The sequence below is a fragment of the Micromonospora sp. CA-244673 genome, assembly GCF_050948395.1.
Lineage (GTDB): Bacteria > Actinomycetota > Actinomycetes > Mycobacteriales > Micromonosporaceae > Micromonospora.
Genome location: NZ_CP192019.1, coordinates 2,970,587 through 2,985,825, shown reverse-complemented (window position 1 = coordinate 2,985,825; position 15,239 = coordinate 2,970,587). Strand labels below are relative to the sequence as shown.

The 15,239-nt window shown below is 71.0% G+C and carries 16 protein-coding genes; 11 read left to right on the top strand and 5 right to left on the bottom strand.

Annotation, left to right across the window (positions count from 1 at the left end; genetic code table 11):
• Window positions 1–122: 122 nt before the first annotated feature.
• Window positions 123–1,277: a mandelate racemase/muconate lactonizing enzyme family protein gene (locus tag ACQP12_RS13945; RefSeq protein WP_433288082.1), complete on the bottom strand. Its 1,155-nt coding sequence runs from the start codon at window positions 1,275–1,277 to the stop codon at window positions 123–125.
• A complete protein-coding gene (locus ACQP12_RS13940) occupies window positions 1,274–2,305 on the bottom strand; it encodes a LacI family DNA-binding transcriptional regulator (RefSeq protein WP_433288080.1) in 1,032 nt (343 codons plus the stop codon). The genes ACQP12_RS13945 and ACQP12_RS13940 overlap by 4 nt, the downstream gene beginning before the upstream one ends.
• A 194-nt stretch (window positions 2,306–2,499) precedes the next feature.
• Here ACQP12_RS13940 and ACQP12_RS13935 point away from each other — a divergent pair, with 194 nt between their 5' ends.
• Together ACQP12_RS13935 and ACQP12_RS13930 are read left to right on the top strand one after the other, a co-directional pair.
• Window positions 2,500–3,375 (top strand): ABC transporter permease, encoded by an 876-nt coding sequence (locus ACQP12_RS13935; protein WP_433288078.1) that lies wholly within the window; start codon window positions 2,500–2,502, stop codon window positions 3,373–3,375.
• 16 nt (window positions 3,376–3,391) lie between these two features.
• Window positions 3,392–4,408 (top strand): ABC transporter substrate-binding protein, encoded by a 1,017-nt coding sequence (locus ACQP12_RS13930; RefSeq protein WP_357948832.1) that lies wholly within the window; start codon window positions 3,392–3,394, stop codon window positions 4,406–4,408.
• Between the two features lie 115 nt (window positions 4,409–4,523).
• Here the strand turns inward: ACQP12_RS13930 and ACQP12_RS13925 are convergent, their stop codons facing one another.
• Window positions 4,524–5,636 carry an RNA-guided endonuclease InsQ/TnpB family protein gene (locus ACQP12_RS13925; protein ID WP_433288076.1) on the bottom strand — a complete coding sequence of 371 codons (1,113 nt, stop codon included), beginning with the start codon at window positions 5,634–5,636 and terminating at the stop codon, window positions 4,524–4,526.
• 110 nt (window positions 5,637–5,746) lie between these two features.
• Here ACQP12_RS13925 and ACQP12_RS13920 point away from each other — a divergent pair, with 110 nt between their 5' ends.
• The 9 genes from ACQP12_RS13920 to ACQP12_RS13880 all read left to right on the top strand — a co-directional run bounded on the left by ACQP12_RS13920 (window position 5,747) and on the right by ACQP12_RS13880 (window position 13,376).
• Window positions 5,747–6,568: an ABC transporter ATP-binding protein gene (locus ACQP12_RS13920; protein WP_433289263.1), complete on the top strand. Its 822-nt coding sequence runs from the start codon at window positions 5,747–5,749 to the stop codon at window positions 6,566–6,568.
• A 19-nt stretch (window positions 6,569–6,587) separates the two neighbouring features.
• Window positions 6,588–7,739: a Gfo/Idh/MocA family protein gene (locus tag ACQP12_RS13915; protein ID WP_433288074.1), complete on the top strand. Its 1,152-nt coding sequence runs from the start codon at window positions 6,588–6,590 to the stop codon at window positions 7,737–7,739.
• Complete coding sequence (locus tag ACQP12_RS13910; protein ID WP_433288072.1) at window positions 7,736–8,899, top strand: dihydrodipicolinate synthase family protein; 1,164 nt, start codon at window positions 7,736–7,738, stop codon at window positions 8,897–8,899. Before ACQP12_RS13915 ends, ACQP12_RS13910 begins: the two co-directional genes overlap by 4 nt.
• Before the next feature lie 118 nt (window positions 8,900–9,017).
• On the top strand, window positions 9,018–9,857 hold the full coding sequence (locus tag ACQP12_RS13905; RefSeq protein WP_433288070.1) for a sugar phosphate isomerase/epimerase family protein: 840 nt from the start codon (window positions 9,018–9,020) through the stop codon (window positions 9,855–9,857).
• A complete protein-coding gene (locus tag ACQP12_RS13900) occupies window positions 9,857–10,999 on the top strand; it encodes a glycerate kinase (RefSeq protein WP_433288068.1) in 1,143 nt (380 codons plus the stop codon). The genes ACQP12_RS13905 and ACQP12_RS13900 overlap by 1 nt, the downstream gene beginning before the upstream one ends.
• A gap of 136 nt (window positions 11,000–11,135) precedes the next feature.
• Complete coding sequence (locus ACQP12_RS13895) at window positions 11,136–12,122, top strand: serine hydrolase domain-containing protein (RefSeq protein WP_433288066.1); 987 nt, start codon at window positions 11,136–11,138, stop codon at window positions 12,120–12,122.
• Window positions 12,123–12,201: 79 nt separating this feature from the next.
• Entirely contained in the window at window positions 12,202–12,714 is a 513-nt protein-coding gene (locus ACQP12_RS13890; RefSeq protein WP_433288064.1) for a polyketide cyclase, read from the top strand.
• A 102-nt stretch (window positions 12,715–12,816) separates the two neighbouring features.
• On the top strand, window positions 12,817–12,957 hold the full coding sequence (locus ACQP12_RS13885) for a hypothetical protein (RefSeq protein ID WP_433288062.1): 141 nt from the start codon (window positions 12,817–12,819) through the stop codon (window positions 12,955–12,957).
• A 62-nt stretch (window positions 12,958–13,019) separates the two neighbouring features.
• A complete protein-coding gene (locus tag ACQP12_RS13880) occupies window positions 13,020–13,376 on the top strand; it encodes a VOC family protein (protein ID WP_433288060.1) in 357 nt (118 codons plus the stop codon).
• Between the two features lie 54 nt (window positions 13,377–13,430).
• Here ACQP12_RS13880 and ACQP12_RS13875 read toward each other — a convergent pair whose 3' ends face one another.
• Complete coding sequence (locus ACQP12_RS13875) at window positions 13,431–14,186, bottom strand: hypothetical protein (protein WP_433288058.1); 756 nt, start codon at window positions 14,184–14,186, stop codon at window positions 13,431–13,433.
• Window positions 14,187–14,233: 47 nt separating this feature from the next.
• Window positions 14,234–15,193, bottom strand: a complete 960-nt coding sequence (locus ACQP12_RS13870; RefSeq protein WP_433288056.1) for a WD40 repeat domain-containing protein — start codon at window positions 15,191–15,193, stop codon at window positions 14,234–14,236.
• Window positions 15,194–15,239: the final 46 nt, after the last annotated feature.

Sequence of the window (15,239 nt, the reverse complement as noted above, 5' to 3'; positions counted from 1 at the left end):
CACCCGCACACCGAGCCACCCGGGCCGGTGAGGGGACGCTCGCCGCTCTGCTCAGGGAGGGAAGCACTCATGGCGGGGACGCTATGGGTTGGAGCGCGCTCGAAGTCAAGGCGATGTGGGAGCTACCGGGCGAGGACGTCCACGGCGAGTTCCCGCACCACCGACTCGTCCACCTCGACGCCGAGCCCCGGCCCCGTCGGCACCTGAGCGACGCCGCCCTTCACCTCGACCGTCGCCCCGGTGGCGTAGGAGGAGGTGAGGAACTGCCGGCCGTTGAGGTCGACGGGCGTGTCGATGCCGTACGCGGCGAACAGGTGCAGCGAGGCAGCGAGGCCCAGGTCGGAGTCGGTGAGCCCGGAGCCCATGAGCCGCACCCCGGCGTCCTCGGCGAGGGCGCAGAGCCGCCGCGACAGGGTCAGCCCGCCGCTGCGCTGCACCTTGGCGATCGCCACATCGACGGCGTCGAGCTTCACGAACGTCGCCAGGTCACTGGGGTGGCGCAGGCTCTCGTCGAGCGCGACGGGAATCGGTGAGGACTGCCGCAGCCGGCGCTGCCCGGCCACGTCGTTCGCCGGCAGCGGCTGCTCGAACGCGGTGACGTCGTACTCGGCGAGCCGGCGGGCCATCCGCAGTGCGCCGTCGACGGTGTAGCCCTGGTTGGCGTCCACCCAGAGCGCGGCGTCGGGCGCGGCCTCGCGGACGGCCCGCACCACGGCGGCGTCCTCGGCTTCGCTGTGCAGGCCGACCTTCACCTTGAACGCCCGGTAGCCGAGGTCACCGCCCTCCGCGACCGCGGCGGCGACCTCGGCGGCGGTCTGCCCGGAGACGATCCAGCCGAGCTGGATCGTCTCCCGGCGGCGCTGCCCCCACAGCACCCCCACCGGTACGCCGAGAGCGCGGCCGAGCAGGTCGTGCAGGGCGATGTCGACGGCGCTCTTGGCCAGGGGCGAGCCGATGGTGAAGCCGCGGTTGATGGCGCGGTCGAAGGCGGTGGTCACGCCGTCGAGGTCCCAGGCCGGGCGGCCGAGGATGGCCGGGGCGAGGTAGCGGTCGATGGTGGTGACGATGGATTCGGTGGTCTCGTACGTCCAGGCCGGGATCGGGGTGGCCTCGCCCCAGCCGCTGACGCCACCGGCGGTGACCTTGACGAGCACCCGGATGCTGGGCGTGCCGGCGACGGCGACCGAGCCGCCGGAGACGCCGAACGAGCGGATGGTGGGCAGCGCGACGGCGTACGTCTGGACCGCGTCGATGGTCAGGCCAGCGAGCGGGTTCACGAGCCCACCTTGGCGGTGCTGCCGCGCAGGACCACTTCGCCGCCCATCCGCAGGAGCCGGCGCCGTCGCCCGTTGTTCTCGGTGAGCGCCAACTCCATCGCCTTTTCTCCGAGGCGTTGCAGGGGCAGCGCCACCGTGCTCAGCGCCGGGGTGAGGTCGCGGACGATCGGGATGTCGTCGAAGCCGGCGACGGAGATGTCGCCCGGGACGGACAGGCCGTGGTCGCGCAGCGCGGCGCAGGCGCCGATGGCCATCACGTCGGTCAGGGCGAACACGCAGGTGGCCGTCGAGCCTCGGGCGAGCAGCTCGGACATGGCGCCGTATCCGCCGTCTCGGGTGAAGGGGCCCTCGACGATGTCGGTCGGGGCCAGCGCCACGCCGGCCTTGGCCAGCTCGTCGCGGAATCCGCCGAGCCGGTCGGCGACGGTGGTGAGCGCCCGCGGTCCGGAGAGCACGGCGAAGCGGCGGTGGCCGAGGTCGAGCAGGGCGCGGGCCATGGCGGCGGCGCCGGCCCGGTTCTCCGGCAGCACGCTGTCGACCTTCAGGCTGCGGTGCCGGCTGACCACGGCGACCCGGCCGCCACCGTCCAGGTAGGGCTTCAGCTCGGCCTCCAGGGCCCGCTCCCAGCGGGCGTCCTCGAAGCCGGAGCCGATCAGCAGGATGGCCGGGGCGCGCTCGGCGCGCAGCATCGACACGTACGCGATTTCCCGCTCCGGGTCGCGGAAGGTGCTGGCCAGCATGACCAGCAGGTCGTTGTCGCCGGCGACCCGCATGACGCCGCCGGCGATGGCGGCGAAGTAGGGGTCGGTGACGTCGTGGCAGATGACGCCGACGGTGCGGTGGGAGGCGCCGGCGAGGGCGCGGGCGTGCGCGTTGGGGGTGTACGCCAGCTTCTCCGCGGCGGCGAGGACCCGGTCGCGCAGTTGCGGGGTGACGCGCATGCCGTTGAGCGCCCGGGAGGCCGTGGCCAGCGAGACGTCGGCAGCTCTGGCCACGTCTTCCAAGGTCACGTGCGCCCGTGGCTGCATCGAGTTCTCCCTGCGGAAGTTCTTGACCGGATTATTTCGGCGTGGTTACCGTAGCACCCTGAAAGCGCTTACTGAAAGCGCATTCAGGGCCGGTTCCCCGTCCTCACGGGGTCGTCCGGCCCTGCCGACGGCACGCGCCTACCCAGCGGCTGGAGACCCGGAAACCGCCGGCCAGCCAGGGAGAACGGAGGGTCATGGCCGCGCAGAGCACCATCGAGCAACCGGAGCGCACCGCTCCCGCCGGCGCCACCGCGTCGGCCGCCCGCCGCCCGGCCAGGGCGGGCGGCGGCCTGCTCCGGTTCGCCCGCAACACCTGGCGCCCCGCCGCGGTTTTGGTGGCCATCCTCGTCATCTGGTGGGTGGTCACGGCCGCCGACCTGGTGAAGCCCTACCTGGTTCCCTCACCCGGCACGACGCTCGACGTCGTCTCCGCCCAGCCGGGCTACTTCGCCCACCACACCTGGATCACCACCTACGAGACGGTGCTGGGCTTCGCCATCGCCATCGTGGTCGGCGTGCTCTCCGCCGTGGTGATGGTCTACTCCCCCACCGTCGAGAAGAGCCTCTACCCGCTGCTGCTGTTCGCCCAGGTCATCCCGAAGATCGCGATCGCGCCGCTGTTCATCGTGTGGCTCGGCTTCGGGCTCTCGCCCAAGGTCGTCGTCGCGGTCCTCATGGCCTTCTTCCCCATCGTCATCTCCACGGTCACCGGCATGAAGTCGATCGACCCGGAGATGCTGCAACTGTCGGCGACCATGGGCGCGGGCCAGGCCCAGACGTTCCGCAAGATCCGGTTCCCCGCCGCCCTGCCGCACCTGTTCGCCGGCCTGAAGGTCGCCGCCACCATGGCCGTCACGGGCGCCGTCGTCGGCGAGTTCGTCGGCGCCAACGAGGGCCTCGGCTACGTGATCCTGCAGGCCAACGGCAACCTCGACACCCCGACCCTCTTCGCCGGGCTGATCATCATGTCGCTGCTCGGCGTGGTCCTCTTCGTCGTCGTGGAACTGCTGGAGTACCTCGTTCTGCCCTGGCACGCCAGCCGCCGCACCGACGCCGCCACCACCCTGTGAACAGGAGAACCCTCGGATGAAGTTGCGTACTCTCGCCGCCGCGCTCGTGCCGGCACTCCTTCTGGCCACCACCGCCTGCGGCTCTTCCTCCGACGAGCAGGAGAAGAACGCCCAGGGCCTCGACAAGGTCACCCTGACCCTCAACTGGTACCCCTACGGTGAGCACGCGCCGTTCTACTACGGCAAGAAGAAGGAGATCTTCGCCAAGCACGGCATCGACCTGACCATCCAGGCCGGGCAGGGCTCGCAGAAGACCGTGCAGGCCACCGCCGCCGGGCAGACCGACTTCGGCTGGGCCGACACGCCGGCGCTGCTGTCGGCCGTCGGCCAGGGGATGGACGTCAAGAGCGTCGGCGTCTTCCTGCAGACCACCCCGTCGTCGGTGCAGTTCTTCAGCGACAAGAACATCGCCTCCCCCGCCGACCTCAAGGGCAAGACCATCGCCTCCACTGCCGGCGACGCGCTGAGCAAGACCTTCCCGGCGTTCCTCAAGGCCAACGGCCTGGCCGCCGGCGACGTGACCCTGCAGAACACCGACCCGGCCGGCAAGATGGCCGCCGTCATGTCGGGCAAGACCGACGCGCTGCTCGGCTTCGCCACCGACCAGGGCCCGACCATGCAGGAGAAGGCCGGCAAGCAGGTCTCCTACCTGAAGTTCGCCGAGCACGGCCTGAGCTTCTACAGCAACGGCCTGATCGCCTCCAGCGACACCATCAAGAACAAGCAGGACCTGGTCAAGCGCATGGTCGCGGCCAGCAGCGAGGCGTGGTCCGCCGCCGAGAAGGACGCGGCCGGCGCGGTCGCGGCCATGTCCGGCGCCTCCCAGCAGCTGCCGTCGGAGAAGGTGCTGACCGACCAGTTCAACGCCACGGTGCAGCTCCTGCACACCGACGCCACCAAGGGCCAGGCCCCGGGCATCAACGACGAGGCCGACTGGCAGAAGACCATCACCGTCTTCGCCGACGCCGGTGTGATCACCAAGGCGGAGGCGCCGTCGGCCTACTGGGACGCGAGCTTCGCTCCGAAGGGTTGACATCCTCCCGGCCCGGGCCGGGATCCCAGCGGTCACCCGCCAGATTTCCTGCTTCATTGCCGACTGCCCCGAAGGGAGGACTCCCGTGAGGTCTTACGCCAGCTCCACAGGCGGTTTACCTGTCCACCAGCCCGGCGGCCAGGATGTTGCGAGCTGCATTTACGTCCCGGTCGTGCGTCGCAGCACAGCCGGTACAGGTCCAAGACCGCACCGACAGCGGCATGGCCGAGTTGATGCGACCGCAGGCCGAGCAGGTCTTGGACGACGGATGCCACCGGTCGATGGCGATCAAGCTTCTCCCGTACCAGGCGGCTTTGTACTCCAACATACGTCGCAGTTCGGACCAGGCCGCGTCGGAAATCGCGCGAGCGAGGTGGTGATTGCGGAGCATGTGGCGCACGCTGAGGTCCTCGATCACGACCGTTTGGTTCTCGCGGACGAGTCGAGTGGTCAGCTTGTGCAGGTGGTCCCGCCGGCGGTCGGTGAGCCGTGCGTGAATAGCGGCCACCTTCAGCCGGGCCTTCGCCCGGTTGTTGGAGGCCCTGTCCTTGCGGGCCAGTTCCCGCTGCGCCTTGGCGAGCTTGCGCCGGTCGGCGCGCTCATGACGGGGGTTGGTGACTTTCTCCCCGGTGGACAAGGTCACCAAACTGGTGAGGCCAACATCCACACCGACCCTCGCATCAACCGCGGGCAGCGGCTTTACGGTCGGGTCTTCGATCAGCAAGGACACGAACCAGCGACCGGCGGCGTCGCAGGACACCGTGACGGTGGATGGCTCCGCGCCCTCAGGCAGCGTCCGGCACCACACAATATTCAGCGGCTGGTCCATCTTCGCGAGGGTGAGCTGTCCGTCCCGCCAACGGAACGCCGACCGGGTGTACTCGGCCGACGCCCGAGACCTGCGCTTGGACTTGAACCTCGGGTACCGGGCGCGCTTGTCCCAGAACGCCACGAACGCGGCTTGCAGGTGCCGAAGCGCCTGCTGCAACGGCACCGAACTGACCTCGTTGAGAAACGCCAGGTCTTCGCTGCGCTTCCATTCGGTCAGCCACGCGGACGTCTGAACGTAGGTGCTGGCCCGACCTTCATCCGCCCACACACGGGTGCGTGCATCCAGCGCCCGGTTGTAAACCAGGCGGACGCACCCGAAAGTGCGGATCAACTGTTCCGCCTGCCCAGGAGTCGGATAGAAGCGGTACTTGAACGCCCGCTTCACCACCCCACCCACGCCTCACAACCTACATCAGGTCCATACAGGACGATCATTGGAGGGAGGGAGCGGCGTCTCCTCTCGGCCCAAAACGGCCGAGTTGCCCCGCCGCAGCCCGCATGAACCCGATGACGGTGGACAACACCACCAACCAGCGCTCCGCGGACGCCACGGCGACCGGCGCCACGGTCGAGATCGATGAGGTCGCGGTCCGGTTCCGCACCAAGAAGAAGGACGTCACGGCGCTGCGCGACGTCTCGCTGCGGATCGAGCCGGGCGAGTTCGTGGCCATCGTCGGCGCCTCCGGCTGCGGCAAGTCCACGCTGCTCAAGCTGGTGTCCGGCCTGCTGCGGCCCTCGTCCGGCCAGGTCCGCCTGCACGGCGAGGACGTGCGGGGGCCGCGGCGCGACATCGGGTACGTCTTCCAGCGCGCCGCCCTGCTGGAGTGGCGCACGGCCCGGCGCAACATCCTGCTCCAGGCCGAGATGCGGGGCATGCCCAAGGCGCAGGCCCGCCAGCGCGTCGACGAGCTGATCGCCATGACCGGGCTGACCGGCTTTGAGGACGCGTACCCGAACGAGCTCTCCGGTGGCATGCAGCAGCGCGTGGCCCTGTGCCGCGCGCTGCTGCACCGCCCCCCGGTCCTGCTCATGGACGAGCCGTTCGGGGCGCTCGACGCCCTCACCCGCGAGCAGATGAACGTCGAACTGCGGCGGATCTGGCGGGAGACCGGCACCACCGTCCTGCTGGTCACCCACTCCATCGCCGAGGCGGTCTACCTGGCCAACCGGGTGATCGTCATGACCCCTCGACCCGGCACCGTCGCCGAGGTCATCGATGTCGACCTGCCCGTCGAGCGGGACTACGGCCAGACGATGTCGGCACCGGAGTTCGCCCGCGCCACGGGACGCATCCGGGACCTGCTCGGTGCGACGACGACCGCCGAATAACCACTGGAAGGACACACACGTGGAGCGCACGTCAATCGGGATCATCCTCAACGGGGTGACCGGCCGGATGGGGTACCGGCAGCACCTGGTCCGGTCCCTGCTCGCCATCCGCGAGCAGGGCGGCCTGCCCGCCCGCGACGGCAGCCGCATCTGGCCCGAGCTGACCCTGGTCGGCCGCAACGAGGCCAAGCTCGCCGAGATCGCCGCCCGGCACGGGCTGACGTCGTACACGACCGACCTGGACGCCGCGCTCGCCGACGACTCCCACCAGATCTACTTCGACGCGCAGGTCACCGCGCAGCGGGAGAAGGCCATCCGGGCGGCCATCGAGGCCGGCAAGCACATCTACACCGAGAAGCCGCTCGCCGAGGGGCTGACCGGCTCGCTGGAGCTGGCCCGGCTCGCCGTGGCGAAGGGCGTCAAGAACGGTGTCGTGCAGGACAAGCTGTTCCTGCCCGGCCTGCGCAAGCTCAAGCGGCTGGTCGACAGCGGCTTCTTCGGCCGGATCCTGTCCGTGCGCGGCGAGTTCGGCTACTGGGTGTTCGAGGGTGACTGGCAGGACGCGCAGCGGCCGAGCTGGAACTACCGCGCCGAGGACGGCGGCGGCATCACCGTGGACATGTTTCCGCACTGGCACTACGTCCTGGAGCAGATCTTCGCCCCGGTCACCGCGGTGACCGCGCACATCGCCACGCACATCCCCGAGCGGGTGGACGAGACCGGCCAGACCTACCGGGCCACCGCCGACGACGCCGCGTACGGCATCTTCGAACTGGCCGGCGGCATCACCGCGCAGATCAACTCCTCCTGGGCGGTCCGGGTCTACCGCGACGAGCTGGTGGAGTTCCAGGTCGACGGCACGCACGGCAGCGCCGTGGCCGGGCTGCGCGAGTGCCGCATCCAGCACCGCGGCGCCACCCCCATGCCGGTGTGGAACCCGGACCTGCCGGTCACCGAGCCCTTCCGCGCCCAGTGGCAGACCGTCCCCGACAACGAGGACTTCGACAACGGGTTCAAGGTGCAGTGGGAGGCGTTCCTGCGGCACGTCGTCGACGGCGAGCCGTTCCCGTGGGACTTCCTGGCCGGCGCCCGCGGCGTCCAGCTCGCCGAGGCCGGGCTGCTGTCGGCGCGGGAGGGGCGGCGGGTCGAGATCGAGGAGATCGGGCTGTGACCGCCCGGATCACCCTGCCCCGCCCCGACGGCGGCGCCGAGGAGCTGACCCTGCGCGAGCCGGCCGGCTGGCGGCGTCCGGCCACCCCGCCGGCCAGCCGGATCGCGTACGCGGCGGCGCACGTGGTCGCCGACCCGCACGCCGACAACGCCCCCGGCCGGCCCGCCCGGCTGGACTGGGACGCCACCCTGGCCGTCCGGCGCAACCTCTGGTCCTGGGGGCTCGGTGTCGCCGAGGCCATGGACACCGCCCAGCGCGGCATGGGGCTGGACTGGGCGGCCACCCGGGAGCTGATCCGGCGCAGCGCCGCCGAGGCCGCCGCCTGCGGCGGGCGCATCGTGGCCGGCGCGGCCACGGACCAGCTCACCGGCCTGCCCGACACCCTGGACGAGGTCGTCGGCGCGTACGTCGAGCAGGTCGCCTTCGTGCAGGAGTGCGGCGCGATTCCCGTGGTGATGGCCAGCCGGCAGCTCGCCGCGCTGGCCACCGGGCCCGACGACTACCTGAGCGTCTACGAGCAGGTGCTGCGGGAGACGTCCACGCCGGTGGTGCTGCACTGGCTCGGCGACATGTTCGACCCGGCCCTCGCGGGCTACTGGGGCTCGACCGACCTCGACGAGGCGACCAAGACGTTCGTGGCGCTGGTGCAGGCGCACGCCGACCGGATCGACGGCGTGAAGGTGTCGCTGCTCGACGCCGAGCGGGAGGTGCGGCTGCGCGAGCTGCTGCCGCCCACCGTCAAGGTCTACACCGGCGACGACTACCACTACCCGGAGCTGATCGCCGGTGACGGCCGGCGGTCCAGCCACGCGCTGCTCGGCGCGTTCGCGGCCATCGCACCGGCCGCGTCGGCGGCGCTGCAACGCCTCGACGCCGGTGACACGGCGGGCTTCCGGGAGATCCTGGACCCCACCGTGCCGCTGTCCCGGCACGTCTTCGCCCCGCCGACGCAGTACTACAAGACCGGCATCGCCTTCCTGTCCTGGATCAACGGCTTCCAGCCGGGCTTCACCATGGTGGGCGGCCTGCACAGCGGCCGCAGCGTGCCGCACCTCGTGCAGGTGTTCCGGCTGGCCGACGCCGCCGGGCTGCTGCTCGACCCGGACCTGGCCGTCGCCCGGATGCGCCGCTACCTGTCCGTGGCCGGAGTCAGCGCGTGAGCGCGAGGAGCGAGCCGGTCCTGCGAGCCCCGCAGTCGCGAACGAAGGGAAGCACCGTGAGCGCGAGGAGCGAGCCGGCCCTGCGAGCCCCGCAGTCGCGAACGAAGGGAGGCACCGCATGAACGCCGTCGACCCTCGGCTGGCGAAGTTGTCGCTGAACCAGCGCACCACGGAGTCCTGGTCGGTGCGGGAGGCCGTCGAGGGCTGCGTCCGCGCCGGCATCCCGGCGATCGGGCTCTGGCGGGAGCCGGTGGCCGAGATCGGGGTGGCCACCGCCGCGAAGCTGGTCGCCGACGCGGGACTGCGGGTGTCGTCGCTGTGCCGGGGCGGCTTCCTCACCGCCGGTGGCGACGCCGGCCGGGCCGCGCTGGAGGACAACCGGCGCGCCATCGACGAGGCCGCCGGGCTGGGCACGGACTGCCTGGTCATGGTCGTCGGCGGCCTGCCGCCCGGCTCCCGCGACCTGATCGGCGCCCGGCAGCGGGTGGCCGACGCCCTCGCCGAGCTGGCCCCGTACGCGGGCGAGCGGGGCGTGCGGCTGGCCCTGGAGCCGCTGCACCCGATGTACTGCGCGGACCGCGCGGTGCTGTCCACCCTGGGACAGGCGATCGACCTGGCCGAACCGTTCCCGGTCGCGCAGGTGGGGGTCGTCGTGGACACCTTCCACATCTGGTGGGACCCGGAGGTCTGGCGGCAGATCGCGCGGGCCGGCGACCGCGTCGCCAGCTTCCAGGTCTGCGACTTCCTCACCCCGCTCCCCGCCGACGTGCTGCTCGGCCGGGGCATGATGGGCGACGGGCACATCGACTTCCCGCCGTTCCGGCGGGCCGTCGAGGAGGCCGGCTACACCGGCGACACCGAGGTGGAGATCTTCAACGCCGAGGTGTGGGCGACCGACCCCGACCAGGTCCTCGCCACCATGAAGGACCGCTACCTCCAGCTCGTACTCGCCGACTGATGCGGGTCGTCGTCGCGCCCGACTCGTTCAAGGGCTCGGTCGCCGCCGACGACGCGGCCCGGGCCCTGGCCCGCGGCTGGCTGGCCCACCGGCCCAACGACGACGTACGACTGCTCCCCCTCGCGGACGGCGGCGAAGGCACGGTCGACGCCTTCGCCGCGGCGCTGCCGGACGCCGAGCGCCGGACGACGGTCGCGCCGGGGCCGGACGGCCGGCCGGTCGACGCGGCCTGGCTCCTGCTACCGGACCGGACCGCCGTGCTGGAGCTGGCCCAGTCCAGCGGTCTGCCGCTGATGGCCACCCCGGATCCGCTCGGCGCGCACACGTACGGGCTGGGCGTGGTGGCGCGGGCCGCCCTCGACGCCGGGGCCACCCGCCTCGTCATCGGACTCGGCGGGTCCGCCTCCACCGACGGCGGCACCGGCGCGCTGCGCGCCCTCGGCCTGCGGCTGCACGACGACCAGGGCCGGGAACTGCCACTCGGCGGTGCCGCGCTGGCGGGGCTTGCCCGCCTCGACACCACCGATCTGGTGCCCGCGCCGCCCGGTGCCGTGCAACTGCTGGTCGACGTGACCGCGCCGTTGACCGGCGCGGCCGGGGCCGCCGCCGTCTACGGTCCGCAGAAGGGCGCCGGCCCGGCCGAGATAGCGCTGCTGGACGGGGCGCTGCGCCGGTTCGCGGACCTGGCCGGTGGTGACCCGGACCAGCCGGGTGCCGGCGCGGCGGGCGGCACCGCGTACGGTCTGGCTGCTTTGTGGGGCGCCACGATCACGCGGGGTGCGTCGACCATCGCTGCACTGGTCGGGCTGGCGGACGCGCTGGCCGGCGCGGATGTGGTGCTGACCGGCGAGGGGCGGTTCGACGAGACCTCGCTGGCCGGCAAGGTGGTCGGCTCGCTGCTCAAGGCGGCCGACTCCGCCGGCACACCGGTCGGCGTGGTCGCCGGCCAGATCGGCGGACCCGTCCCGGGCTCGGTGTCCGCGGCGGTGTCCCTGGTGGAGCTCGCCGGGTCGGTCGAGGCGGCTCTGGGCGAGCCGGCGAGGTGGCTGGCCGAGGCCGGCGAGCTGCTGTCCCGGCGGCTGACCGGCGGCCAGGGCGACGGCTCCGGTAGGACCGCGGCCGGATCCCGCGAGCCGTCGTAGCCTCGTGGCGGGTCGTGCCGCTCGTGCTCGGTACCACCGCCGCGCCGGGCCCTCCCACCGGGGCCGTTCCCAACAGCACGATTCCGGTATAACGAGCATGCTGTTGCCTCGCCGACATCGCCCTCTCGGAGTGCCCATGACGACGCAGTTGCGTGACCGCCTCGACGAACTACGCCAAGCTGGCCAGGTCGGCGGTCTGCATGCTGTCGTGGCGGTTCGCGGTGGCCAGACCTTGCTGGAGTACTACGGGGCCGGCGAGGATTTCGCGTGGGGCGACTCGCTGGGCTTCGTCGAGTTCGGGCCCGAGACGCTGCACGACATCCGGTCCGTCACCAAGAGCGTGACCGTGCTGTTGTACGGCATCGCGCTCGGCGAAGGGCTGGTCCCGCCGCCGGCGGAGCCGCTCCTGCGGCTGTTCCCGCAGTACCCGGACCTGGCGGTCGACCCCCAGCGTGCCCGGCTCACCGTCGAGCACGCGCTGACGATGTCATTGGGCGTGGAATGGCGCGAAGATCTCCCGTACAACAGCCCGGCCAACGCCGAGATCGCGATGGAGCTGGCGCCGGACCGGTACCGGTACATCCTGGAGCGGCCGATCCTCGACCCGCCGGGCAGCCGATGGACCTACTGCGGCGGTGCCACGGCTCTGCTCGGCCGACTGATCGCCGACGGCACCGGGCAGTCGCTGCCGCAATACGCGCAGGCCGTGCTGTTCGCGCCGCTGGGCCTCGACCGCTTCGAGTGGATGACCGGCGCGGACGCAGTGGCCTCCGCCGCGTCCGGGCTGCGACTCGCGCCCCGCGACCTGGCCAGGCTCGGCGAGCTGGTGCTGGCCGACGGAACCTGGAACGGTCATCCGATCATCCCCGCCGACTGGATCCGTACGATGCTCCAGCCACGCCTGCAGACCACCTGGGGCGCGCAGTACGGCTACCAGTGGTACATCGAATCCATCGAGGGCCACCGGCTGGTGGCCGGCATGGGCAACGGCGGCCAGCGCCTGTTCGTCCTGCCCGACCTGGACCTCACCGTGGCCATCACCGCCGGCAACTACGACGACCCCGACCAGTGGCGGCCTCCGCTCACGGTGCTGGAACGGGCCATCCTTCCGGCACTGTCCTGACGGCACCGCGTCCGCCGGTCGGCCATCGGCAGGGCACTCGGCTGGGCCGGGCGTCGCCGACACGGTGGAAGATGGATGCGTGATCGGCGACCGGTGGGGCGTGACTGACAGCGAGACACTGCGTTCCTATCCGTGCGACGACTTCGTGGTCGCGCCCGCGCTACAGGCGTGGCGGGGGGTGCAGGTGGGAGCGCCCGCCGCAGCGGTGTGGCCGTGGCTGGCCCAGGTGCGGCTGGCGCCGTACTCCTATGACTGGATCGACAACCTCGGCCACCGCTCACCTCGACAGCTGGTGGACCTACCCGAGCCTCGAGTCGGAGAGGCCTTCACCTCTGCTGGCGGACGGAAGTTGGGCCGGATCGTCTCGGTCGACCCCGGCAAACAGCTGACGAGCACCATCATGGGTGCCTTCATGTCCTACGTCCTTGTGCCTCAGGAGCACGACACGACGCGATTGCTGCTCAAGGTCGTCATGCAGACGACCCGCTGGGCCGCCCTCGGGCTGTCCGTCGGCGACCTGGTCATGGCTCGACGGCAACTGCTGAACCTGAAGCAACTCGCCGAACGCCACCAGGGGAAGGCCACGGAATAAGCTCAGCCGCTCCCTCGTCGGCACGTCCGGTCGGCATCCAGGGCAGCTCGCCCACGTCTGCGTAGCACGCGGAGCGCGGCAGTCCTTGATCACCGCCGGCACATGCTCGCCGTTCGCCTTCGCCGGCCGTCGGTTCGCGAGCGGGTGGCCGGACGGCTGTCCCCTCGTTGCGTCGACGGCCTCGTGGCCATCCTGCTGGCCGCCAGCGCCACCACCGCGATCGTCACCGCGGCCAGGAACTGAAGGAGCACGCGTGGCGCCGATTGCGTTTGATGCCGGCAGGATGACGACCTACGGTGCTGCGAATGAGACTGCGTCACGTGACGATCGACTGCACGGACCCGTACGAGTTGGGCACGTTCTGGAGCCGGTTGACCGGCTGGCCGATTTCCGGGATTGATCAGCCCGGCGACGACGAGGTGCTCGTCGAAGCGCCGGAGCCGGTGCCGGGTCTGCTGTTCGTCCGGGTCCCGGAGCCGCGCTCGGCGAAGAACCGGGTCCACTTCGACTGGAAGCCCGACGGGCGGTCCCGCGACGAGGAGGTCGAGCGGGCTGTCAGCCTCGGCGCCACGATCCACGAGGACCATCGCGGTCCCGAGGACCGCGGCTGGGTGACCCTGCGTGACCCCGAGGGCAACGAGTTCTGCATCGAACGGCATTGAACTGAGCGGCGGCACCACCAAGAGTGGCCGCGGCGGGGGCGCGTCGAGAACCGGTCAGGCGTAATGGAAGTCAGCTGGCGCAACTGCTGTGGTGCCGCAGCGGGGTGGAGTTCCGGTGCACTCCACCCAATGGTCCGTCCCGGCCATGACCCGATAGCCGTGCGGGCTGACGAAGCCGGTCGTCCGGAAGGGTTGGCCGTGGTTGGTCACCTCCACGGTCTGCGGCTCGCCGCCCACGACGAGGTCGAGACCGATGACCCACTCCACCGTGCCCTTGGTGGTGGCGGTCAGCTCGAAGACCTCCGTCTCCCCCTTCTCGAGGGTGAACCCGAAGAGCGGCAGCCGGCCGTCCACCTTGGTGGCGTATTCCGCTGACGGTTCCGCTGCGTCCAGATCCATGGCGACCTGCCGCGGCGTGACGGTGCCCTGCCCGCCGCCGCAGGTCAGTGAGGTGCCGCCCGGGTCGGGGTTCGCCGAGCGCCGGATGATGCGCGCGCGCATCCCGTCGATGAGCACGCCCTTGTCGGATGCGCCCTGCACGACCAGCCGCACCCTGGTGGCCTCCTGATCCACCCCGCCGTTGCCGTGCGCCCAGTCCACGATCGAGGGGCAGTCGAGCGGAGGGCGTGTGGCGGGACGCGCGTCCGTGGGCATGACGAACGAGAACACGTCGTTACCCCAGGCCGGCACGGTGGCGGGGTTGCTCACCAGGTTGATGGCGATGGGCCGCTCGTCCTGCGGGTCGAGCATCTTCGGCACATAGATGCCCGCCGCGGCACCGATGACAGCCAGGACGGTGCCGCCGACCACGAACCACCAGCCCTTGCTGATGGATCGCAGCAGCCGCCGCCGCAGGCTCAGTTCCTGCCGCGCGGCAGGATCTTCACGGGGACGCCGTCGGGTATCGACCAGACCTGCCCGCCCTCGCCTCCGTCGAGCAGCAGCCATTTTCCGTCCTCCGTAAAGTGCGGCTCGACACCGAAGTACCGCAGTGGATAGTCCCCGTTGAGCGGCGGCAGCTCGGGCAGTGTCCAGACCCGCTGCTCGCGCCGGCCGGCCACCTCCCACAGCGACAGCTTGTTGTCCGGGATCACCAGGGCCACCAGGCTTCCGGCACGGTTCACCGCGCCCGTGTCGGCTCCGCAGCCGCACGGCACCCAGGTGAGCTTCTGGCTCTCCACCGCCCAGTGCAGGAACCCGTCGCTGCCGGCGGCCACCACCTGCTTCCCGTGATCGAAGACGGCGAACGATCCCGAGTACCAGGACTTGCCCGGATCGTTGGACACTTCGATCTGCGGCGGCACCGGTGAGGCGGTCCATTTCCCCGTCGCCACATCGATAACCACAAGGCGCCCGTTGCGGACCTTCTGATAGTCCTCCCGGCCGACCAGGTAGGCGCTGTCCGCTGAGAAGCGAATGCTCTCCACGGACGGGGTGAACAGCGCCTTCGGCTGCTTCGTCGTCAGGTCATAGGTGATCACCGTATCGGGATGCGCCACGGCGAGATAATGTCCGTCCGGTGAGAAGTCGGCGCCGAGGATGCGCTCCGCGGCGGTGCCGAAACGGCCGAACTCCTTGCCGTCCCGGGTGACCACCATCCATTCGTCGACGTGCCTGGCCTCGAATCGTCCATCCTGGCTGACGTAATGATCGAGCTGACGCCACGACAGGTCGAAGGCCTCGGCCGGCATCGTGATCGACGTCGGTGACGCCTGGGTGGTGACGATCGGGTCGGAGCCGTCGGAGGTCGCCTGTTTTGGAGTCGACTGGCATGCCGCCAGACAGGCCAGCATTGCGACGCCCGCAACCAGTCTCACCGGCGCTCTCCCCCGAAATCGCCACACACCTTCGCCGTACCTTATA

Excerpts from the sequence above, each read along its gene's own strand:
- ACQP12_RS13940 (WP_433288080.1), bottom strand. The coding sequence starts at position 2,305 with ATGCAGCCACGGGCGCACGTGACCTTGGAAGACGTGGCCAGAGCTGCC.
- ACQP12_RS13935 (WP_433288078.1), top strand. The coding sequence starts at position 2,500 with ATGGCCGCGCAGAGCACCATCGAGCAACCGGAGCGCACCGCTCCCGCC.
- ACQP12_RS13930 (WP_357948832.1), top strand. The coding sequence starts at position 3,392 with ATGAAGTTGCGTACTCTCGCCGCCGCGCTCGTGCCGGCACTCCTTCTG.
- ACQP12_RS13920 (WP_433289263.1), top strand. The coding sequence starts at position 5,747 with ATGACGGTGGACAACACCACCAACCAGCGCTCCGCGGACGCCACGGCG.
- ACQP12_RS13905 (WP_433288070.1), top strand. The coding sequence starts at position 9,018 with ATGAACGCCGTCGACCCTCGGCTGGCGAAGTTGTCGCTGAACCAGCGC.
- ACQP12_RS13900 (WP_433288068.1), top strand. The coding sequence starts at position 9,857 with ATGCGGGTCGTCGTCGCGCCCGACTCGTTCAAGGGCTCGGTCGCCGCC.
- ACQP12_RS13895 (WP_433288066.1), top strand. The coding sequence starts at position 11,136 with ATGACGACGCAGTTGCGTGACCGCCTCGACGAACTACGCCAAGCTGGC.
- ACQP12_RS13885 (WP_433288062.1), top strand. The coding sequence starts at position 12,817 with ATGCTCGCCGTTCGCCTTCGCCGGCCGTCGGTTCGCGAGCGGGTGGCC.
- ACQP12_RS13880 (WP_433288060.1), top strand. The coding sequence starts at position 13,020 with ATGAGACTGCGTCACGTGACGATCGACTGCACGGACCCGTACGAGTTG.